Origin of the sequence: Glycomyces sp. NPDC021274 (assembly GCF_040641195.1) — a bacterium.
In the GTDB taxonomy this organism is placed as follows: domain Bacteria; phylum Actinomycetota; class Actinomycetes; order Mycobacteriales; family Micromonosporaceae; genus Glycomyces.
This window is the reverse complement of record NZ_JBFADC010000017.1, coordinates 15,603-37,124: the sequence shown is the minus strand read 5'-3', so window position 1 is coordinate 37,124 and position 21,522 is coordinate 15,603. Positions and strand designations below refer to the sequence as shown.

The following is a 21,522-nucleotide window of genomic DNA, read 5'->3' as shown; positions in this document are numbered from 1 at the left end:
CAAAAGTCGACACGCCGAGACTGTCGGACCCCCGTGTCACGGTTATTGAACCGGGGGCCCAGAGGTTGGTCGGGTCGCCAAAAGAACCGGAAACGCCCGAAAACGCACGGCCCGCAGGTCACCAGACCTGTGGGCCGCTCACGTTTCGAGTGCTACTTCGGCTCGAGCACGTCCTTGCCGAGGAACGGCTGCAGTGCCTTCGGCACCGCCACCGAACCGTCCGGCCGCTGGTGGTTCTCGAGGATCGCCACGAGCCAGCGCGTGGTCGCCAGCGTCCCGTTCAGGGTCGCCGCCACCGCGTTCCGGCCCTGCTCGTCGCGGTACTTCACATTGAGGCGCCGCGCCTGGAACGTGGTGCAGTTCGAGGTCGAGGTCAGCTCCCGGTACCGGCCCTGCGTGGGCACCCACGCCTCGCAGTCGAACTTGCGCGAAGCCGAAGTGCCCAGGTCGCCGGCGGCGACGTCGATGACCCGGTAGGGCAGCTCCATCTTCTGCAGCATCTGCTCCTCATAGGACAGGAGCTTCTCGTGCTCGGCCTCGGCGTCCTCGGGCTTGCAGAACGAGAACATCTCGACCTTGTCGAACTGGTGCACCCGGATGATGCCCTTGGTGTCCTTGCCGTACGACCCGGCCTCCCGGCGGAAGCACGACGACCAGCCCGCATAGCGGCGCGGCGCGGTGAGCTCGCCCAGGTTCTCGCCCGAGTGGTAGGCCGCGAGCGGCACCTCTGACGTGCCCACGAGGTACATCTCGTCGCGTTCGAGGTAGTAGATCTCGTCGGCGTGCTCGCCGAGGAAACCCGTGCCCTCCATGGCCTCCGGGCGCACGAGCACCGGCGGGATCATCGGCGTGAAGCCGGTCTCGACCGCCTGCTGGATGGCGAGGTTGAGCATGGCGAGCTGGAGCAGCGCGCCGTCGCCGGTGAGGTAGTAGAAGCGGGCGCCGGAGGTCTTCGCGCCGCGCTCGGTGTCCAGCAGGCCGAGGGCCGTGCCGATCTCGAGGTGGTCCTTCGGGTCCTCGATGGCGGGCTTCTCGCCGACCTCGCGCAGCACGATGTAGTCGTCCTCGCCGCCGGCGGGGGCGCCCTCGGCGACCAGGTTGGGGATGGCCTTCCCGGCCGCGTCGAACGCGGCGGCGGTCGCGGTCACCTTGAGCTCGGCGGCCTTGACCTCCTCCGAGAGGGTCTTGGTGCGGTCGAGCAGCGCCTGCCGCTCCTCCGGGTCGGCGCCGGCGATCCGCTTGCCCAGGCCCTTCTGCTCGGCGCGGAGCGTCTCGAAGGACTGGAGGGCACTGCGGTGGTCGGCGTCGGCGGAGAGGAGGGCGTCGACGGCCTCGACGGAGGCACCCCTCTTGCGCTGGCTGTCGCGGTAGGCGTCCGGGTTGTCTCGCAGTGCACGCAGATCAATCACCGGTCCAGATTACCGGCCGGGCCGCCCCGGCTCCGAGCGCATATTGTGGGCGTGTGGCGGTCGATATGGGCGAGGCGGAATTCGAGGCGGCGGTGTCCGACGCGCTGGACGCGGTGCCGCAGGAGCTGATGGCGATGCTCGACAACGTCGTGATCCTGGTCGAGGAGGAGCCCGAGGGGCCCGAGAAGGATCTGCTGGGGCTGTACCAGGGGACGGCCCTGACTGACCGGGGCTGGGAGTACGGCGGGGTCCTGCCCGACACGATCACGATCTACCGGGGGCCGACGCTGCGGATGTGCGCCACGGTGGAGGAAGTGGTCGACGAGGTCGCGGTGACGGTGGTGCACGAGATCGCGCACCACTTCGGGATCGAGGAGGCCCGCCTCCACCAGCTCGGCTGGGGCTGAGGCCGCATCTGCGCCGCTTCATTCGCAACAGCCGGGTAAATACGAGCCCCGAAGGGTGTGGCTCCTCGTATTCGCGAGGTTAAGCTGAGCGTGTGACGACGTTTCGCATCGGGGAGGCCGCCGAGCTGCTCGGGGTCTCCGCCGACACGGTCAGACGCTGGATCGACTCCGGGCGCCTCGCCGCCTCCCGCGACGAGCAGGGCCAGGGGCAGCGCTCGATCTCGGGCGCGGACCTCGCCGCGTTCGCGCGCGAGCGGGCCATGGCCCCTGACGCGGGGGCGGGGTCGTCCTCGGCCCGGAACCGCCTGCGCGGCATCGTCACCGCGATCACCAAGGACCGGGTGATGGCGCAGGTCGACCTGCAGGTCGGGCCGTTCCGGGTGGTCTCGCTGATGAGCCGCGAGGCCGTTGACGAGCTCGGGCTCGAAGTCGGCTCGCTGGGGACCGCCGTCGTCAAGTCCACGAACGTGGTCGTCGAACGCGCGGACCGTTGACCCTTCCCGATCGGAGTTTCATGCGCGCCAAAGGCATCCTCGCCGCAGCCGCCGCGTTCGTCTCGCTCGCCGCGTGCGGCACCGGCGGGGCGGAGGCGGGATCGGACGGCACCGTGACCGTGTTGGCGGCCGCGTCGCTCACCGAGGCGTTCACCGAGATCGGTTCGCAGTTCGAGACCGAGCACGAGGGCGTGACCGTGGAGTTCAACTTCGCCGCGTCCTCCGATCTGGCCGCCCAGATCACCGAGGGCGCGCCGGCGGACGTGTTCGCCTCCGCCGATGAGTCCAACATGGACAAAGTGGTCGCGGCCGGGGCCGCCGCCGCACCGGACACGTTCGCCCGCAACCAGCTCGTGATCGCCGTCCCCGCAGGCAACCCCGAAGGCGTCACCGGCCTCGCGGACCTCGCCGGACTCGACTTCGCCGCCTGCGCCGAGGAAGTGCCCTGCGGTGCCGCCGCGCAGACCGCGCTCCAGGACGCCGGGCTCGCGCCGGTCACCTACGAGGCCGACGTCAAGTCCACCCTCCAGAAGCTCCTCCTCGGCGAGGTCGACGCCGCGCTCGTCTACCGCACCGACGCGATCGCCGCCGAAGGCGAGGTCGACGCCGTCGACTTCCCCGAGTCCGCCGCGACGGTGAACGCCTACCCGATCGCCGCACTCGAAGACGCCCCGAACCCGGACCTCGCCGCCGAGTTCGCCGCGTACGTCCTCGCCGACGACGCCCAGGCCATACTGCGAGCCGCAGGGTTCCAGGCACCATGAACACCCGGAACGCCATGCCCGCCAAGCGAGCCCGCCGACGCCGGGTCCCGGCCGCGCTGCTCGCCCCGGCCGTGATCGGCCTGGTGTTCCTCGTCCTCCCGCTCCTCGGCCTGCTCGCCCGCACTCCCTGGACCGAGCTGCCCGCCAGACTCGCCGAACCCGAGATGCTTGCGGCCCTGCGCCTCTCGCTGCTCACCGCGAGCATGACGACCGTGCTCTCCCTGTGTTTCGGCGTCCCGATCGCGTGGCTGCTCGCCCGCGGCGAGTTCCCCGGCCGGAGCGTCCTGCGCGCTCTGGTGACCGTCCCGCTCGTGCTCCCGCCGGTGGTCGGCGGCGTGGCGCTGCTGCTCGTGTTCGGACGGAACGGCATCATCGGATCCTGGCTCTACGAGCGCTTCGACGTGACGATCCCGTTCTCCACCACCGCGGTCGTGCTGGCCATGACGTTCGTGTCGATGCCGTTCCTCATCGTCTCGGTCGAAGGCGCGCTGCGCGGGGCCGACATCCGCTTCGAAGAGGCCGCCGCGACCCTCGGCGCGGGCCGGTGGACCGTGTTCACGCACGTGACCCTGCCGATGGTCGCGCCGGGCGTGCTCGCCGGAGCGGTCCTGTGCTGGGCGCGAGCGCTCGGCGAGTTCGGCGCGACCATCACCTTCGCCGGGAACTTCCCGGGCCGCACCCAGACGATGCCGCTCGCGGTCTACCTTGCGCTGCAGACGGATCTGGAGGCCGCGATCGTGCTCAGCCTGATCCTGCTGGCCGTGTCGGTCATCGTGCTGGCGTCCCTGCGCGACCGCTGGACGGCGGCCCCATGAGCGCCGCGGATCGCCCCGAACCGGGCGGGTCGGAGACGGCGGGCCTTGACGCGCACCTGGTCGTGGACCGCGGCGAGTTCCGGCTCGACCTGCGGCTGCACGTGGCCCCCGGCGAGACTGTGGCCCTGTTGGGGCCCAATGGTGCGGGCAAGACCACGGCCCTGCGCGCGCTCGCGGGGCTGGAGTCGCTGTCGGACGGCCATATCAACTTGAACGGTGAGATTCTGGACCGGCCGGGAACGCGGGCGGACCGAATGCGGGCAGCGCGAAGCGGGTCGCAGATCGATGGGCCCCCGGACAACAACCCTGACATAGGGGTACGACAGTCGTGGGCGGGCGATTTCGAACAAGCCCGTCAGCAGGTCGAAGCGTTCGCCGAACGCCGAAGCGGCAGCCGCTGGGTGCCGCCGGAGGAGCGGCGGATCGGGGTGGTCTTCCAGGACTACCTGCTGTTCCCGCATCTGACCGCGATCGACAACGTCGCTTTCGGACCACGCCGGCGCGGACTCGGCCGGGCCGAGTCCCGTGCGATCGCGGCCGCATGGCTCGAACGCGTCGGCTTGCAGGAGTTCGGGAAGCGCCGCCCGAAGCAGCTCTCGGGCGGTCAGGCACAGCGTGTCGCGCTGGCTCGGGCACTGGCGACCGAACCGGCGCTGCTGCTCCTCGACGAGCCGCTGGCGGCCTTGGACGCCCGCACCCGGCTCGACACCAGGGCGGAGCTTCACCGGCACCTGACGGGCCACACGGGCCCGGCGATCGTGGTGACGCACGATCCGGTAGACGCGCTCATGCTCGCCGACCGGCTCGTCGTGATCGAGGACGGCCGCGCGGTCCAGGAAGGCGACGCCGAGTCGGTCACCGCCCGCCCCCGCACGGACTACATCGCGCGCCTCGTCGGCCTGAACCTCTATCGCGGCGTGGCGGAAGGACACCAGGTGGTCCTCACCAGCAGTGCTCGTTCGGGAAGCGGTGGCGGTACTGCAACCGACGACCCACCGGCCGGGCCTTCGACCGTCGACACCGCGACCGGCCCTTCCTCGGGCGGCATCGGTTCGGGCCCTGCCGCGGCCGATCCGTCCGAGGGCCCGATGGTCCTCGTCGCCGCCGATCCGCTCAGCGGACCGGCGTTCGCGGCGTTCCCGCCGAGTGCCGTCGCGCTGTATCCGGAACGGCCCGAAGGCAGCCCGCGGAACGCCTGGCGGGCGACCGTTTCGGGAGTCCATCGCCACGGCGACAACCTGCGCGTCCAGCTCGACGGCCCGCTCAAGGCCGCCGCAGACGTGACGCCCGCAGCGGCGGCCCAACTCCGCCTCGAGCCGGGCCGACGCGTCTGGGCGACGGTGAAGGCCTCCGAGATCCGCACCTACCCCGCCTGAACCCGGCCCTTCACTCGATCGGGCGACAACATCGCCGCGGGCCCGCGGTTTTGTCGGACCCGCGAGGGAGGATCGGCCTACCTTCATCTCCCCTGGGTGGGTGGGGGTTCGGGATGGCAGTCCCCACCCACCCACCCACCCACCCACCCTTTAAGCGGCTTTCACACCAGCGGCCGCGAAACGATCGGCGTTAAGGCCGCCGCCACCGCGAGTTCGCGCTTGGCCGCCGGAGCCGGCGGCGTACCGGCCTCGTCGTCGCGGGCCGCGCGGCGGATGGCCGGCAGGCAGGCGAGCACGATCGCGATCGACACGAGTCCGACCGCCGCGAAAGCGGCCTGCACATCCATCACCACCGACATCGCCCCGCCGAGCAGGAACCCGATGAGCTGAGCGGCGCTCAAGCGGCCGTGGACCGCGGCGTTCGCGCGGCCCAGGAACGCCTCGGGCACCCTGCGCGCCACCGCGATGCCCAGCGCCGAGTTCTCCCCCGCGTTGAAGATCCCGCCGAGGAGGTTGAGCGGCACCATGAGCAGCACCGTGAACAGCGGCATCCCCTGCCCGAAGCACACCAGGCCGACCCCTGCCAGGCACGCCATGACCATCCACGCCAGCTGCACGTCCCGGTCGAGGCGGCGGATGACCGCGGCCGCGATCCACGCGCCGACGACCATCCCCGCGGTCCAGCAGGCCTTGATGAGCCCGTACATGCTCTCGCTCGCGTCGTAGACCTCGCGCACCAGGAACACGCTGAGCACGTTCACCGCGCACAGCGCCGCGATCACCGCGCTGAAGGCGATGACGACCACCGTGAGGAGCCGGTCGCCGCCCAGGCGCCAGCCCGCGCCGGCGGTCGCCCGGTGCACTTCGGCAGGGCGGCGCACCCCGCCTCGCCGCGTGCGGATGTCGCAGCACAGCAGCACGCGCGCCATCGCGCAGGCCGCCGCGAGGGCCAGGGCCGCACCGATGCCGCTGGCGCCGATGAGGAACCCGGCGACGGCGGGTCCGGCCGCGAGGCCGACGAGCGTGCCGGTCTGGACCAGGGCGACCGCTCGCGGCAGGTCCTCGCGGCTCGCCATGGACGGGACGAGCGCGCTCACGACCGGTTGCAGGACGGCCGTCCCGGCGGCGTTCACGATGACCAGGCCGTAGAGGCCGTACAGGTTGTCGGTGAACGCCATCGCGACGATCGCCGCGGTCTGGACGAGGCCGGAGACGGCCATGAGCGCGCGGCTGTCGAAGCGGTCGGCCATGCGCCCGGTGAACGGCGCGAGGAGGACCAGGGGCAGGGTCGCGCAGATGATGAGCGCGGCGATGGCGAAGCCGCCGTAGCCCTGCGTCTGGAGGTGGAGGGTGAGGGCGAAGTCGGCGGTGAACATCGCGGTTCCGGCGAGGAACGCGCAGGTCGCGGCGGTGTAGACGTCGGACCAGCGGGTCCCGTCCAGGAAGGATGTGAAAGACATATTTCGAAAATACTCCTTCACATCTGAATGCGAAAGAGGTTTTTCAGAGTTTCTGAAGTTTTTCTTTCAGATCACCGACGGACGAACCGGCGACCGCTCAGACCTTGGGGAAGAACCGCAGGAGCACGTTCCAAACCACCGTGCCGTCATCAGGGTCGACACCCTGGTCGCTGCGCTTGTTCGAGAGGTCCACGTACTCCTGCTCGAGCTCCATGTAGCGCCGCACGAACTCCGACGCCTCCTCGGTGGTGAGGCGCACATGCCCCTGCTGGGTCAGCCCGACCTCCCGCAGCTCGGGGAAGTCCGCCCGGCGGTCCAGCCAGCGCGAGAAGTTCCGCTCCTGCTGCTCCCTGAACACCTCGCCCATGGTGCGCTCGATGACCTGATGGCTCTCGGGCGCATCGGGTTCCGCGGCGATCGAGAAGCTGTGGATCTTCATGCGCCACACGCGTTCGCGCGCGTCGCCGCGGCTCGGCGCCTCTTCGATGAACCCGGCTTTGGCGAGCGTGCGCAGGTGGTAGCTCATGGCGCTGGGCGTCATGCCCGCGACCTCGGCGATCTCGGTGGCCGTGGCGCCGTCGAAGCCCTCCACTTTGCGGCCGGCGAGGAAGTCGAACACGGCCATCCGCGCCGGGTGCGCCAGCGCCTTCATGCGCTCCGGGTCGGTGATCTTCACGTACTGGCCCTTGCCCCTCGGCCGCCGCTCGGCCGGAGGCGCAGGCGGGACGGGCGGCACCGGCGGGTCCGGGGGTACCGGCGGCGCGGGCGGGACCGACACCTCGTGCCCCGGCGTCGCATCATCGGGACGCGAAGCAGATGTTTCAGACATGGCTCAAGCTAACCACGGCCGGGCGCAGGCCGCGGCGACGACCGCTCGGGAAGGTCTCAGCCGCCGGAGGTCGCGGCGGCGTTCGCACCGTCGCGGTTGCCGACCGCCTTGCGCGTGGCCGCGCCCGCCCAGTGGGCTTCGGCGAAGGCTTTGAGCTCCTTGCGGGACGGCCGGGTCTGGCGGTCGGGGAAGATCGTCTTCTCGAGCCGGATCGCGGCTACAAGCGACAGGAGCGCCTGCGTGCGTTCGTCGAAGGCGCGGCCGGTGCGAGCGGCGGAGGCGAGCCGGGTGCGGGCGTCGGCCGTCGTCCCTCGGTCGCGCGGGAAGTACCGGTTGACGGTGAAGATGCCGAGGGCCTTGCCGCGTTCGTGGCGCAGCGCCCCAGCGGCGACGAGCCCGTCACGCACCGCGGGAAGGAGGCCCTTGGCGGCCCGCTCGATCACGCTGTGGGGCGCGCGGGGCTTGTCGGCGGCGATGGCGGCGAGGCGGGAGTCGATGACCGCGTCGCCCGTTGGGGTCGGGTCGAGGACGCGGACCTTCTTGCCGTCCAAGTCGATGCGTCCGGCGAGCGCGAGCTCGTAGAGGACCGCGCCGCCGAGGCCGAGGTCGAGATACGAGCCGGACCGGCCGTTCGCGCCTTCGTGCGAGAGCAGCGCCAGCTCTTCGAGCAGTGTCGACATGCTTTCAGGGTAGGCGCGGTGCGCTCGCGTCGCGACGGCGTAGGCCGGTCGTCGCGCCTGCGGCACGACTCATGCGCCCCCGGCGCGGAGGCGGTCGAGCCAGGCGGCGGCGTCGGCGAAGTCGGCGTCGCTCAGGCCGGCGGGCGGCGGGACGGGCTTGTCGGCGTGGTCCCGCGGGTAGGAGCCGAGGTAGCGGACGTCGGCGCAGATGCGGCGCAGGCCCATGAGCGCCTCGCCCATGCGGGCGTCGGCGAGGTGGCCGGTGCAGTCGAGGAAGAACGCGTACCGGCCCAGGCCCTCGCCGGTGGGGCGGGACTCGATGCGGGTGAGGTTGATGCCGCGGATGGCGAACTCGGTGAGCACGCCGAGGAGCGCGCCGACCCGGTCGTAGTCGATGTAGACGACCAGGGAGGTGATGTCGTTCCCGCTCGGCTCGGGCGGCGCGGTGGGGCGCACGACGTGGACGAAGCGGGTCGCGGCGTTCGGGTTGTCGCCGATGTCGAAGGCCTGCACGGGGAGTCCGACGGCTTCGGCGGCGAACGGCGGGCACACGGCGGCGTCGAACTCGCCGTCGGCGGCGCGCTGGGCGGCCTGGGCGGTCGAGAGGGCCTGGTGGACGACGGCGTTCGGCAGTTCGCGGCGCAGGTACTTGCGGACCTGGGCGAGGGCGACGGGCATGGAGGCGACGGTGGTGATCTCGCCGACGGGCTTCGCGGAGGCGAGCACGAAGGTGACCGGGAGGACGACTTCGCCGACGATGACGAGCGGGTCGCCGCCTACGAGTTCGTCCACGGTGACGGTGACCGTGCCCTCCTGGGAGTTCTCGATCGGCACGAAGCCCGCGTCGACCTCGCCGCGGCGCACGGCGTCGAGGATCTCGAAGATCGAGGACATCGGTGTGGCGGTGGCGGTCTTGGCGGCGGGCAGTCGGCGGAGCGCGGCCTCGGTGAAGGTCCCGCGCGGCCCCAGATAGGCGAACTCCATGGGCCAACGCTAGCAAGACGGCCCGGGCAGGGGCCGCGAGCTGCGCTTCTGCTCCGGCGCGTCCCGAAGGCGATGAGACGGCGATCTCATCGGCGACCCGCCGTGGACGGACTTGCCGCTGTCCCGTATGCTTGTCGAGCCCAAGCGGAATTCCGCGGTGGTAAGCCCGGAGAAATCGGAATGCGACTCTTGCAGTCGTGTGCCAGGATCACTGAGCGCCCCCATCGTCTAGGGGCCTAGGACGCCGCCCTTTCAAGGCGGTAACACGGGTTCGAATCCCGTTGGGGGTACGGCCCAGACGCGACACCGGTCACACGGAACGCGCCTGGTATAAATAAAGAGGTCTTGCGACCTTGTAGGACACGAAAGTGTTCGACCAAGGTCCCGTAGAGCAGCTAGGAGTGCTCGCCACCCTGTCAAGGTGGAGGTCGCGGGTTCAAATCCCGTCGGGACCGCAGTGAGGAAAGCCCGCCGATTCGTCGGCGGGCTTTTTCGTTGCCCTGTAAACGCGGTGGCCGCATGCGCGCGCAGGTCTGATGGGGGCGATCGGCGCGGCGCCGCGGGCGCTCGGCCACCTGGTGGACACTTGGGACGGAAGGCGGTCGGCCGGTCCTGCTCGCCCAGGCCTGTCTGGGCTTCGGTTCGTGCGGAGGCGCGAAGTGATCCTCTGATCGTGAGCGGATTTCAGAGCGCGTTCACCGTAGGTTCATTTTCTTCGTTAACCTTGTGATGTATGACGAATAGTGACCCTGTTCCCCTCGTTGACACCGGTTTGCCGCCCGACCGGTATCTCGACCGGGAGGAGAGCTGGCTGCGGTTCAACGGCCGGGTGCTGCGACTGGCCCAGTCCCCTGAACTGCCCCTGCTCGAACGGGTCAGGTTCCTCTCGATCTTCTCCAACAACCTCGACGAGTTCTTCATGGTCCGCGTCTCCGGACTCATCCGCCGCCTCGCCACCGGCCTGCCCGTGCGCACCTCCTCGGGCCGCTCGCCCCACGCCGTCCTCACCCGCATCGCCGGCCTCGCCCACCAGCTGAGCATCGAGCACGCCGAGTACTTCCGCGACGAGATCGCGCCGCTCCTGGCCAAGGAGGACATCGCGATCGTGCGCTGGGCCGACCTCGAGGACACCGAGCAGGCCCGCATGCACGAGCTGTTCCGCACCCGCATCTACCCGGTGCTCACCCCGCTCGTCGTCGACCCCGCCCACCCCTTCCCGTACATCTCCGGGAAGTCCCTCAACCTCGCCGTCCAGGTGCACGACCCCCGCAACGGCACCACCCGCTTCGCGCGCGTCAAGGTCCCGCCGCTGCTCTCGCGGTTCATGGCCGTCGCGCCCGGCCGGTTCACGCCGCTCGAGGACGTCATCGCCGCGCACCTCGCGCAGCTGTTCCCCGGCATGGACGTGCTCGGGCACCACACGTTCCGCGTCACCCGCAACCAGGACCTCGAGATCGACGAGGACATCACCGAGAACCTCCTCCAGACCCTCGAGCGCGAGCTCCTGCGCCGCCGCTTCGGGCCCGTCGTGCGCCTCGAAGTGGAGGACACCATCGACGAGAAGGTCCTCGACCGGCTCATCGCCGAGCTCGGGGTCGACGAGCAGGTCGTCTACAAGCTGCCGGGCCCGCTCGACCTCGCCGGGCTCGACGCGATCGCCGACCTCGACCGGACCGAGCTCAAGTACCCGCGGTTCCGGCCCTCGGAGAAGGTGCTGCCGCCGGACGCCGACCTGTTCGCCGTCATGCGCGACCGGGACGTGCTCGTCCACCACCCCTACGACTCGTTCACCACCTCGGTCGAGCGGCTCATCGAGGAGGCCGCCGCGGACCCGAAGGTCCTGGCGATCAAGCAGACCCTGTACCGCACCAGCGGCAAGTCCCCCATCGTCGACGCGCTCATCAGCGCCGCCGACGCCGGCAAGCAGGTCGTCGTCGTCGTGGAGATCAAGGCCCGCTTCGACGAGCAGGCCAACATCGACTGGGCGCAGAAGCTCGAGCAGGCCGGCTGCCACGTCATGTACGGCATAGTGGGCCTCAAGACGCACTGCAAGCTCGCGCTGGTCGTGCGGCAGGAGGCCGACGGGACCCTCCTGCGCTACAGCCACGTCGGCACCGGGAACTACCACCCGACCACGGCCCGGCTCTACGAGGACGTCGGCATCCTCACCACCGACCCCGAGGTCGGCGAGGACGTGAACGCGGTCTTCAACCACCTCACGGGCTTCTCGCGCGACGAGGACTTCCACCGGCTGCTCGTCGCCCCGCACTCGCTGCGGCCCGGCCTGATCGAGCGGATCGACCGCGAGATCGAGAACCACCGCAAGGGCCTGCCCGCGCGGCTGCGGTTCAAGTGCAACTCGCTCACCGACGAGGGCATCATCGACGCCCTGTACCGGGCCTCGCGCGCCGGCGTCCCCGTCGACCTGTACATCCGCGGCATCTGCGCGCTGCGGCCCGGCGTGCCCGGCCTCTCGGAGACCATCCGGGTCCGGAGCGTCCTGGGGCGCTTCCTGGAACACTCCCGGGTGTACGTGTTCGAGAACGGCGGCGACCCGGAAGTATGGTTGGGCAGCGCGGACCTCATGCACCGCAATCTCGACCGCCGCGTCGAGGTGCTCATCCGGGTCGAGGGAGACGCCCACCGCGCGCAGCTGACCTCGCTGCTCGACCGCGGTATGGACGCCGACATCCGGACCTGGAGGCTCGGCCCGCTGGGGCTGTGGACCCGCCAGCGCAGCGGGGGCGACCTCCAGGAACAACTCATGCAGGAGCACCGTTGATGCAACCCGAGATCTTCGCCGCCGGCGCCGTCCTGTGGCGCCAGGGCGAAGCGGGGCCCGAGCTGGCCCTCATCCACCGGCCCAAGTACGGCGACTGGACCTTCCCGAAGGGCAAGCTGAAGCGCGGCGAGCACCTGCTCGCGGCCGCGCAGCGGGAGGTCTTCGAGGAGACGGGCCTCCGGCCGGTGCTCGGCCGCCCGCTCGCGCCCTCCTTCTACGACAAGGAGGGCAAGCTCAAGCGCGTCGACTACTGGTGCGCCACACCGGCGGCGGGCGACGCCGTCGACGAGGCGGTGGACCCGCGCGAGGTCGACGACCTCGCCTGGGTCCCGCTCGCGGAGGTGTCCGACAGGCTCACCTATGAGCGCGACCAGCCGGTGCTGGAGGACTTCACGCGCCTCGCCGCCCGCGAGACCGTGCCGCTCGTGTTCGTGCGGCACGCCATCGCGATGTCCAAAGCGGACTGGTTCGACCAGGACGAGCTGCGGCCCTTGAACCAGCGGGGCCGCGAACGCGCTCAGCAGCTGGAAGTGCTCCTGGCCGCGTACCCCACGGGCGCCGCCTACAGCTCCACGAGCGCCCGGTGCCTGGAGACGCTGCTGCCGTACTGCGCCGCGGAGGCCGTCCCGGTGACGGGCCTGCCCGAGTTCACGTTGGGCACGAGCAAACCCGCCGAGGTGGCCGCCCGCCTGGACGAGATCATCGCCGCGGGGAAGCCCGCGGTCGTCTGCGGCCACGGCGAGCACATCGACGAGATGATCACCTACGTGAGCGGCCGCCTGGGCTCGCCGACCCTGTTGGACCCCTTGGAGAAGGGCGCGTTCGTGGTCTTCCATACCGCCGACGGCCAGCTGGTGGCAACCGAGCACCACAACTGAGTTACTCGAACAATCTGTCGGTTTTCCGACACAGGCGCGTCTCCGGGGGTAGCGCACTCGTTTCACGGGAGTACCACGAAACGAAGGGAATCCCCCCGATGCCGGGAGATGCACACGAACTCATCATTAAGGCCATTGAGGATGAACCCCTCACCGCGGCCTGGCTTCTGGATACCGTCGGCTGTCAGCAATTCGAGCGCTGCACGGCTGCCGAAACCCGGTCGACCTCATTCGGGTCGCCCGGAAGAACCGAGCGCCGTGCCGACGCCGTAGTGAAATTGTCGTTCAAGAAAGAGGACGACCGGATCATCATCATCGAAGTCCAGAACGAATGGAAGAACGAGAAGTACTACCGGCTACCGGGCTACATGGCCCGCGCGTTCGAGGATTACCAGCTACCGGTCGAGCTGGTGATCATCTGCTCGACCGACACCCTGGCCAGCAGATTCTGGGACGGCATCCAGCTCGGGCCGGAGAACAACATCAAGGTCCGCGCGCTCGGCCCCGCGTACTTCCCCCAGATGGTCAGCACCTCGGGGCTGCCAACGGCGGCTGCTGCAGTGGTGACCGCCATCATCAGCAAGCCTCCGAAAGGACGCAAGGCCGAACTGTTCATCTCGACACTCGACCGCCGCCTCGGTACCATCGAACCAGGGCGAGCCGCCGACTACATCATGCAACTGCTCACGATCTTGGAAGACGAGCCCGCCCAGATGCTGGAGGACCTCATGCGCACGAAGACCCGCCCTTACCACTCCGAGTACAGCGACCGGCTGCGCTTTGAAGGCCGCGAGGCAGGCCGCGAGGAAGGTGCTCTGCTACAGACCCGCCGCATCCTCGTCAGCATGCTCGAAGCCACCCAGACGGGCATCACGGCCGAGCAGCGCCAGCGCATCGAGGCCTCGACCGACCGACAGGAGCTCGAAGCCTGGATCACGAAGTTCATCGCTTCCGGTTCCGCCGCGGGCCTGTTCGAGGAGTAGTCGCAAAGCTTGAAGGGGGCGCCGGGCCAACAGGCCCGGCACCCCCTTCGCTCTGCCTAGCGGGTCAGGCGGATCGTGTCGATGTAGATGCCTCCTGAGCGGAAGACCAGGTAGAGGTCCTGTGTGCCTTCGGCGTTCGTGAGCGGCGCGGTGACCTCCGTGAAGGACTGGAATCCGGCCGTCTTCGGGACCTCGACCTCGGCCAGGAGGGGGCCGTCGGGGGCGGCGGCGCGGACCTCGATCACGGGGTCGGCGAGGTCGGCCCAGTCCGCCGTGGTGGTGGCGGTGCGCAGCTCAATGCCGGTGGCGCCGCTGAGCATCGCTCTTGTGAAGCCCACGTGGCTGCCGGCCCGGCGCGAGCCGGTCGAGTGGTAGCCGCCCTCGCGCTTGAGGGTGTGGAGCTTGGAGACCTCCCAGTACGTGAGGCCTTCGGCGATCGTGGCCTTCTCCCAGACGTTGGCCGTCTCGGAGAGGTCGAGCGCGGCGATGGTCTCGCCCGCGATGGCGACCTGAGCCTGCGGGCCGTCGTCGCCGATCGTGAACTGGTAGTCGCCGGACTCCACGATCCGCTTGCCGCGCACCACGTCCCACACGAACAGGGTCTGCGGGTCGACCTCGATTTCGACCCGGCGGGTCTCGCCGGGCGCGATGTCGCGGGCGCGGGTGAAGCCCGCGAGCTGCCGCTGCGGGGCCCGGTCGCCGTACGCCGAGGCCGCGATCTTCGCGAAGAGGAGCACGACCTCGTCGGAGGTCCGCTCGCCCGCGTTGGTGACGTCCACAGTGGCGGTGAACCGCTCCGCCGCGTCCGCAGTGGAGGGAACCTGGAGGTCGCCGTACTCGAAGTCGGTGTAGCTCAGGCCGTGTCCGAACCCGTAGACCGCTTCGGCCTTGGAGTAGCGGTAGGTCAGCTCCGCCGCGATCACGTCGTATTCGAGCATGTCGACGTCGCTGACCCGGTACGCCTCGGCGCGCGGGCCCGCCTTCGGGAGTGAGGACGTGTCCGGCAGCCAGGTCGAGGTGAGCCGCCCGGCCGGCGAGTAGTCGCCTGCCAGGGCCTCGGCCAGGGCGGCGCCGACGGCCTGGCCGGCGTGGGAGGTGTAGAGGATCGCGGCCACGTTGGGGTCGGCGGCGATGTCGCCGATCGCCAACGGGTAGGCCGAGACCACGACGACGACAGTGCGGCCGGGCTTGGCCGCGGCGACCTCGCGGACGAGGTCGGCCTGGCGCGGGGCGAGGTCGAGGCCGGGGCGGTCGAAGCATTCGCGGGCGTTGACCATCGGGTGGTTGCCGACGAACACGACGGCCCAGTCCGCTTCGGCCGCAACGGCTGCGGCGGCTTCGGGGCCGTTCTCGACCAGTGTTTCGGTGAGGATCGGCTCGGCCGGGCCCTTGGCCAGCGGGAGCGAGCCGTCCTCGGCGAGGCGCACATGGAACGGGCCGTCTGCTTCGGCGGGAACATGGTTGACGCCGAACAGCTCGACGGCGCCTTCGCCGGTGCGGACGTAGTGCAGGTTCTGGTGGGTGAACCAGGCGTCGCCGTCCTCCATCTCGGTCTCGAGGGCGAGGAGCAGCGGCCCGTCGCCGCCGGAGGCGCCGGCCTGGTTCTCGAACGAGGCGGGGCCGTCGTTCTGCTGCAGGAGGTTCGCCTGGACGAACTTGCCGGTGGCGTGGTGTCGGAACATGTGCTGCTCGTGCGCCCAGTCCCAGACCTCGAAGGTCTCGGTGTCGCCGAGGCCCTCGGCGCGGGCGACGAGCGCCCCGTTCTCGTGGACGTTGACGTACCGGCCGCCTGCCTGCCACGCGACGGTGTCGTTGCCGCTGTGGTGGGTCACCTGACCGAACCGCTCGCGCAGGGCCTGGAGCGGGCTGGGGCGGCGCTCGGCGGGGACGGTGGGGCTGTAGAAGTCGCGGAGGTTGAGGTCGGCGAGCGGGCCGACGACGGCGATGCTCGCGGTCTCCGGAAGCGGCAGGGCCGCATCGGTGTTCTTGAGGAGCACCAGCTGCTCCTGGGCCGCGCGGTGGGCCAGCGCGATGTGCTCGGGCCGGTCCTGCGGGTGCGGGTCGGCCGGGATCAGGTTGTACTCGCAGGCATCGCCGTCGAGTTTGCCGGTGCGGACGAGGAAGTGGAGCCAGTCTCGGACCGATCGCTCCACATGGGACATCGTGACGCCGAGGAGCCCGCGGCGCACGGCCTCGCCCGCGTTGGGCACGAACGGCAGTTCGGAGCCGTCGTGGAAGTGGGAGACGCCGGCGTGGAGCATGAGCGCCGAGGCGTAGACGCCGATCTCGTCGATGCCCTCGATCGCGTGGCCCGCTTCGGCGGCGAGGCCCTGCGGGTAGGGCACGTCGCCGCGCGGGTCGACCTGCCAGGTGTCCCACGGCTCGCCCTTGGTGGTGTGCAGGTTGACGCCGTCCCAGCCGTCGGGCAGGAAGAAGAACACGCCGTCCCCGGTCCATTCGGAGCGCAGGGTCTCCAGGAGCGGCGAGACGATCGAGGGCACGCCGTTGACGTTGTTGTACGCGGTCATCGCGCCCATCACCGCGCCCGCTTCGACGGGCATCCGGTACGGCACGACCTGGTACTCGTGGAGGGCCCGCACGCTCATCGACGAGGAGCCCTGCGCGCGGTGCCACTCGTGGCTGTAGCCGAGGAAGTGCTTCATCTGCGGGAAGGTCTTGACGTACTCGGGGTGGCGCCCGCGCAGGCCCCACGCGTACGCGGTGGTCATCGCGCCGACGTGGAGCGGGTCCTCGCCGAAGCCCTCTTCGAAGCGCCCGGCGAGCGGGTTGGAGCGGATGTCGGCCACGGGCCCGAACGAGGCGTGCACGTCGGTGTCGCGGGCGCGCACCTCGTGGGCGACGGCCGCGCCGACGGCCTCCATGAGCTCGGTGTCCCAGGTCGCGCCGAGGCCGATGGCCTGCGGGAAGAACGTCGCGTCGGGCTTCTTGCCGGAGGAGTGCAGGACCTCGTTGAACTCGTTGCGGTGGGCCGGGAGGGTGTAGCCGTCGGCGAGGACGGTCTCGGGCACGCCGTTGAGGCACGCGAGCTTCTGCTCGTCCGTCATGAGGGCGAGGATCGCCTCCACGCGTTCGGCGACAGGCCTGGTCGGGTCGAGGTACACGGGAGCGGTCATGCTCGTCCTATCGGTCGGAGTCGGTACCCACGACATTACGACGGACGACCAGACAAATTCAAGTCGGTATCCCGTTCCGTGCCCGAAACCTTGCTGGCCGATCGCCCACGCTCCCGTTCGTTACGATTCCTCTCATGAGCCCCGGCCCCCAAGGAACTTCGCTCGGCGTCGATTTCGGCACCTCGCACACCATTGCGGTCGTCCGCCGCGCCGACGGGAGCCTCCGGCCCCTGCTGTTCGACGGCGCGCCGCTGATGCCCTCGGCGGTGTGCGCCGACGCCGACGGCGGCATCCTCGTGGGCCGCGACGCCGTCCACGCGGGCCGCCGCCACCCCGAGCGGTTCGAGCCCAACCCCAAGCGCCTCATCGACCGCCCCTCGACCCTGCTGGGCGCGCGCGAGTACCCGATCGCTGCGCTCGTCGCGGCGGTCCTGGACGCCGTCGCCGCCGAGTGCCGCCGCGTGGTGGGCCAGCCCTCGGAGGTCACGCTCACCGTGCCCGCCGAGTGGGGACCGGCCCGCCGCCAGGTGATCGAGGACGCCGCCGCCCGCGCCGGCCTCGGCCAGGTGCGGCTCGTGCCCGAGCCGGTCGCCGCCGCGACCTACTACGCGGAGGCCCTCAAGCACCGCATGGCCGTCGGTGCCTCCATTGTGGTCTACGACCTCGGCGCGGGCACCTTCGACGCGAGCGTGGTGCGCCGCACCGAGCACGGTTTCGAGACCGTCGCCCTGGACGGCCGGAACGACTTGGGCGGCCTGGACATCGACGCGGCGCTCATCGAGCACCTCGGCACGACCTACGGCGACCGCGACGGCTGGAAGCGCCTCGTCAACCCCACCACTGTGGAGGAACGGCGGCACTTCCGGGAGTTCCAGGAGGAGGTGCGCGGCGCCAAGGAGCGCCTCTCGCGCCACCAGCAGTCGGACATCGCGATCCCGCTGCTCGACGTCGAGGCGCACCTGACCCGCACCGAGCTCGAGCAGATCGCCCACCCGCACCTCGAGCAGACCATCCGCGTCACCCAGGCCGTCATCCGCGCCGCCGGGCTCGACGTGGCGGCCAGCGCGGGCGTGTTCCTCGTGGGCGGGGCGAGCCGGATGCCCTTGGTGGGCACCATGCTCCACCGCTCGCTCGGCCTGGCTCCGACGGTGCTCGACCAGCCCGAGGTCGTCGTCGCCGAGGGCAGCGTCCTGTGGACGCAGGCCGACCGGCACTCGACCACGTTCCCGCTCACGCGGCCCGCGCAGCAGGATTACAGGCCCGTCCCGTTCACTCCCGCCGCCGCGAACCTCGCGCCGCCCTCACCGCAGACCGCGCCTGCCATGCAGGCGCCGCCGCAGACCGCGCCCGCGTACCAGCCCGCGCTGCAGTACACGACGTCCCCGCCCGAGGACCTGACCGCACCCGCCACCTCGGGACCGGAGCCGAGCCCGGTCCACCGCAACCTGCCGCCGCAGACGGGCTCCCCGCAGTTCACGCCGCCGGCGTCGGTCGACGGCGACGACGAGGACGAGCCGCCGCGCACCGAGGAGGAGCGCCAGCGCGCCAAGAAGATCGGCCGACGCGGGATCGTCGCGTTCATCCTGGTCGACGTCCTCATCATCGCCGGCCTCGTCTGGTTCTTCAACCCGAACCGCGGCGGGGACGACGAGCCGTTCTACGACGACGTGGGCGGCAGCGACCTGGCGCCCTGGTTCGAGCCCACGTGGGAGACCGGCTCCACCGGTGACCTGGTGGCCGAGCTCTCCGGGGCGCACGAAGGGGCGATCACGTCGCTCTCCAGCATCGGCACCGATGGCGGCGAAATGCTGTTCTCGGCAGGCGAGGACGGCGTCGTCCGCCAATGGTCGATGGAGACGGGCGGCATCGTCGCCGACTTCAGCATCCCGACCGGAGTGGCCTCGCTCTGGACGACCGCCACCTCCGACGGCGAACCCGCCGTGGTCGCGCTCGACCACGACTACGCGACCTATATGTGGACGCCGTCGAGCGGCGATTTCGTTTCGTTCGGCACGCCGGAGATCGGCCTGTCCCGGGAGGTCGAGCGGCCGCGGGTGGGCCTGGCGGCGGGTCAGCCCGTGCTCATGCTCCTGACCCGGGACGAGTTCCAGGTCTACTGGATCGAGGGCCAGTACGTCGACCCGGTCGGCGCACTCCCGGACGGCCTGGCCTTCCCGAACTTCTTCGTCGGCGCGTCGACCGGCGAGAGCGAGATCATCGCGGTCGACGCCGACCGGCAGCTCGAGATCGTCAACGCCGTCGCCGACGACATGGACGATGCAAACACGGGCACCACGCTCGAGGTGATCGACGACCAGGGGGAACTCGAGAGCGGGGAGCTCGTCGAAGCGCTCGGCATCGTCTACGACGACGGCTCGCCCTACGCGATGCTCTACTCCGACCACGGGAACCTGCACTTCTGGGACATCGAGGCCCGCAGCTCCGCGTTCGCCCCGGTCTCCTACGCCGACCTCGGGGACCTCTACCACAATGAGATCGTGTGGACCGAGTCCGGACCGTCGCTGCTGCACCTCGACCAGGGCAGGGCCGCATGGGTCGTGCATCTCGATACGCAGGAACAGTTCCAACTGGGCGACGAGGGCAGCGGGGGGATCACGAAGATGGAGAACATCATCGTCGACGGCGACCGCGAGTTCGCGGTCACCGGCGACGATCAGGGCAGCATCCGATTCTGGAGTCTGGGGAATTGATCTTCTTCATCATCGCGGCCGCGATCATCGCCGCCGCCACCGCGTACAGCCTGTGGGCGCTGGGCCAGGAGCACCGGATCGAGACCACGGTGCACCTCGACGCGCGCGCGAACCAGGTGTGGGCGGTCCTGACCGACTTCCCGGCGTACGGCGAGTGGAACCCGTTCATCACCGAGATCTCCGGGGTCCTCGCCGAGGACGACCGCCTCCAGGTGACCCTCCAGCAGCAGCACGGCAAGGCCAACCGGTTCCGGCCGCGCGTCCTGCGCGTCTCGCCGGCCCGGCAGATCCGCTGGCTCGGCAAGCTCGGCCCCGGCGGGCTCTTCGACGGCGAGCACTACTTCGTGCTCGAACCGCAGACCGACGGCACCACGCGCCTCACCCACGGCGAGCGCTTCACCGGCGTGCTCGTGCCGCTCATGAAATCGCTCCTGGCCGACACCGAGCAGGGCTTCAACGCGATGAACACCGCGCTCGAAGCGCGCCTCAAGGCGCTCGACGCCTGAACGGCGGCCCGCTTGACGCGGACCGCCGTTCATGATCGATGTCTTCAGCGTGCCCGCGCCGTCATGGAGCGGGCCGCTCGTCGTGCTTTAGAGAACGCCGGCACCGGCGAGCTCGGAGACGCCGGCGACCGTGTCCGCAACACCTTCGGAGGTGGTGTTGCCGACCAGGCCGCCGACCACGGGGAGACCGCCGGTCGCGCCGCTCACCGCGTCGAGACCGGGGACAGCCGGGAGGGCCTCTTCGTTGAGGTCCACGTTGGAGGACTCGGTGGTCGAGAGCTCCTTGTGGCTGTTGTGGTGGTCGTGCCCGCCGGGGATCTCGGCGTCAGAGCCGCCCTCGCACGAGGCGGAGGCGTGGCCGAGGATCGCGATGGCGTTGCCGCACACGTTGATCGGGGCCTGGATCGGGGCGAACAGCTGGTTGCCGTTGCCGAGGCCCACGTTGTCCTGGGTGGTCAGGTTGCCCGCGCCGGAGTAGTCGGCGTCGGCGCCGCCCTCGCAGCCGGCGTCGGACGCACCGCCGACGGCGACGGCGTTGCCGCAGGCGTTGATCGGCGCCTGGATCGGCGCGAGCAGCTGGTTGCCGGACAGGGCGCCGTAGTTGCCCTGGGTCAGCGTGTCGGACTCGGCCTTGCCGGACTCGGCGGTGCCGGATTCGACGTCGGCGTGCGAGCCGCCGGTGGACCAGCCGCCGGCGACACCGCCGACGGCGGCGGCGATGCCGCTGATGTCGGTGGGGGCCTGCACCGGGGCGAACGCCTGGTTGCCGTTGCCGAGGCCGGTGTTGTTCTGCGTGGTCAGGTCGCCCGCACCGTCGTAGTCGGCGGTGGCGCCGCCTTCGCAGCCCGCCGAAGCGGTGCCGAGGACGGCCGCGGCGACGCCGCAGATGTTGATGGGCGCCTGGATCGGCGCGACGACCTGGTTGCCCGACACGGCGCCGACCTGGTCCTGCGTGGTGACGTCAGGGCCCGAGGCCTGGGCGGTGCCGACGCCGGCGACGAGGACGACCCCCGTTGCGACGAGGCCGGTCTGCGCGGTCTTGCGTGCCCATGAGTTGTTCACGAAGTCTCACCTTTCAGGGAAATGGTTCTTGCTGTTCCATCACGTATCCCCCGTGAAGCTCCGTGGTCTCGAGAGCTTGTTCGCGTCCGGCAGGCTGGGTCCTGCGGTGGGGCGCGGTGCTCGGAGACCGGGAGAGTTGTCGTCTTGCTACTGGTTTTGAGTGGTACTGCTCTTCGTGGTGCTGCCTTGCTCGGCCGGTAGGGCCGCCCGGGCCGGTCGGCACGTGACGTGCCGCGCGGACCGCTCGC

Annotated in this window: 17 protein-coding genes and 2 tRNA genes; 12 read left to right on the top strand and 7 right to left on the bottom strand. The window is 70.4% G+C overall.

Translation table 11 applies throughout. The features are described from left to right. Positions 1–152: 152 nt before the first annotated feature. The gene (gene serS / locus AB0I03_RS24740; protein WP_360416752.1) at positions 153–1,409 is read right to left on the bottom strand and encodes a serine--tRNA ligase; all 1,257 of its coding nucleotides are present in this window, start codon (positions 1,407–1,409) and stop codon (positions 153–155) included. A 53-nt stretch (positions 1,410–1,462) separates the two neighbouring features. Here serS and AB0I03_RS24735 point away from each other — a divergent pair, with 53 nt between their 5' ends. The 5 genes from AB0I03_RS24735 to AB0I03_RS24715 all read left to right on the top strand — a co-directional run bounded on the left by AB0I03_RS24735 (position 1,463) and on the right by AB0I03_RS24715 (position 5,265). Next, positions 1,463–1,816, top strand: coding sequence for a metallopeptidase family protein (locus AB0I03_RS24735; RefSeq protein ID WP_360416750.1), 354 nt, complete (start codon positions 1,463–1,465; stop codon positions 1,814–1,816). A 92-nt stretch (positions 1,817–1,908) separates the two neighbouring features. Further along, positions 1,909–2,310, top strand: a complete 402-nt coding sequence (locus tag AB0I03_RS24730) for a helix-turn-helix domain-containing protein (protein WP_360416748.1) — start codon at positions 1,909–1,911, stop codon at positions 2,308–2,310. Between the two features lie 20 nt (positions 2,311–2,330). Beyond that, positions 2,331–3,074, top strand: a complete 744-nt coding sequence (gene modA, locus AB0I03_RS24725) for a molybdate ABC transporter substrate-binding protein (protein ID WP_360416746.1) — start codon at positions 2,331–2,333, stop codon at positions 3,072–3,074. After that, complete coding sequence (locus AB0I03_RS24720; protein ID WP_360416744.1) at positions 3,071–3,889, top strand: ABC transporter permease; 819 nt, start codon at positions 3,071–3,073, stop codon at positions 3,887–3,889. Before modA ends, AB0I03_RS24720 begins: the two co-directional genes overlap by 4 nt. Next, the gene (locus AB0I03_RS24715) at positions 3,886–5,265 is read left to right on the top strand and encodes an ABC transporter ATP-binding protein (protein ID WP_360416742.1); all 1,380 of its coding nucleotides are present in this window, start codon (positions 3,886–3,888) and stop codon (positions 5,263–5,265) included. The genes AB0I03_RS24720 and AB0I03_RS24715 overlap by 4 nt, the downstream gene beginning before the upstream one ends. Before the next feature lie 161 nt (positions 5,266–5,426). Here AB0I03_RS24715 and AB0I03_RS24710 read toward each other — a convergent pair whose 3' ends face one another. The 4 genes from AB0I03_RS24710 to pheA all read right to left on the bottom strand — a co-directional run bounded on the left by AB0I03_RS24710 (position 5,427) and on the right by pheA (position 9,218). Then, positions 5,427–6,725, bottom strand: coding sequence for an MFS transporter (locus AB0I03_RS24710; RefSeq protein WP_360416740.1), 1,299 nt, complete (start codon positions 6,723–6,725; stop codon positions 5,427–5,429). 97 nt (positions 6,726–6,822) lie between these two features. After that, positions 6,823–7,554, bottom strand: coding sequence for a helix-turn-helix domain-containing protein (locus AB0I03_RS24705; RefSeq protein ID WP_360416738.1), 732 nt, complete (start codon positions 7,552–7,554; stop codon positions 6,823–6,825). Between the two features lie 56 nt (positions 7,555–7,610). Continuing rightward, complete coding sequence (locus AB0I03_RS24700; protein WP_360416736.1) at positions 7,611–8,234, bottom strand: GPP34 family phosphoprotein; 624 nt, start codon at positions 8,232–8,234, stop codon at positions 7,611–7,613. Positions 8,235–8,303: 69 nt separating this feature from the next. After that, positions 8,304–9,218 (bottom strand): prephenate dehydratase, encoded by a 915-nt coding sequence (gene pheA, locus AB0I03_RS24695; RefSeq protein WP_360416734.1) that lies wholly within the window; start codon positions 9,216–9,218, stop codon positions 8,304–8,306. Positions 9,219–9,435: 217 nt separating this feature from the next. On the opposite strand from pheA, the gene AB0I03_RS24690 reads away from it, so the two are divergent. The 5 genes from AB0I03_RS24690 to AB0I03_RS24670 all read left to right on the top strand — a co-directional run bounded on the left by AB0I03_RS24690 (position 9,436) and on the right by AB0I03_RS24670 (position 13,861). Beyond that, positions 9,436–9,508, top strand: a tRNA-Glu gene (locus AB0I03_RS24690). 90 nt (positions 9,509–9,598) lie between these two features. After that, positions 9,599–9,673: transfer RNA gene (locus tag AB0I03_RS24685), tRNA-Asp, on the top strand. Between the two features lie 278 nt (positions 9,674–9,951). Next, positions 9,952–12,000, top strand: a complete 2,049-nt coding sequence (locus AB0I03_RS24680) for an RNA degradosome polyphosphate kinase (RefSeq protein ID WP_360416732.1) — start codon at positions 9,952–9,954, stop codon at positions 11,998–12,000. Then, on the top strand, positions 12,000–12,878 hold the full coding sequence (locus tag AB0I03_RS24675; protein WP_360416730.1) for an NUDIX hydrolase: 879 nt from the start codon (positions 12,000–12,002) through the stop codon (positions 12,876–12,878). Before AB0I03_RS24680 ends, AB0I03_RS24675 begins: the two co-directional genes overlap by 1 nt. 98 nt (positions 12,879–12,976) lie before the next feature. Continuing rightward, positions 12,977–13,861 (top strand): hypothetical protein, encoded by an 885-nt coding sequence (locus tag AB0I03_RS24670; RefSeq protein ID WP_360416728.1) that lies wholly within the window; start codon positions 12,977–12,979, stop codon positions 13,859–13,861. 56 nt (positions 13,862–13,917) lie between these two features. Here the strand turns inward: AB0I03_RS24670 and AB0I03_RS24665 are convergent, their stop codons facing one another. Continuing rightward, entirely contained in the window at positions 13,918–16,995 is a 3,078-nt protein-coding gene (locus AB0I03_RS24665; protein WP_360416726.1) for a glycoside hydrolase family 3 C-terminal domain-containing protein, read from the bottom strand. Positions 16,996–17,129: 134 nt separating this feature from the next. On the opposite strand from AB0I03_RS24665, the gene AB0I03_RS24660 reads away from it, so the two are divergent. Both AB0I03_RS24660 and AB0I03_RS24655 read left to right on the top strand, forming a co-directional pair. Then, positions 17,130–19,706 carry an Hsp70 family protein gene (locus AB0I03_RS24660; RefSeq protein ID WP_360416724.1) on the top strand — a complete coding sequence of 859 codons (2,577 nt, stop codon included), beginning with the start codon at positions 17,130–17,132 and terminating at the stop codon, positions 19,704–19,706. Further along, complete coding sequence (locus AB0I03_RS24655; protein ID WP_360416722.1) at positions 19,703–20,212, top strand: SRPBCC domain-containing protein; 510 nt, start codon at positions 19,703–19,705, stop codon at positions 20,210–20,212. The genes AB0I03_RS24660 and AB0I03_RS24655 overlap by 4 nt, the downstream gene beginning before the upstream one ends. An 87-nt stretch (positions 20,213–20,299) precedes the next feature. Here the strand turns inward: AB0I03_RS24655 and AB0I03_RS24650 are convergent, their stop codons facing one another. Next, a complete protein-coding gene (locus AB0I03_RS24650; RefSeq protein ID WP_360416720.1) occupies positions 20,300–21,274 on the bottom strand; it encodes a chaplin family protein in 975 nt (324 codons plus the stop codon). Positions 21,275–21,522: the final 248 nt, after the last annotated feature.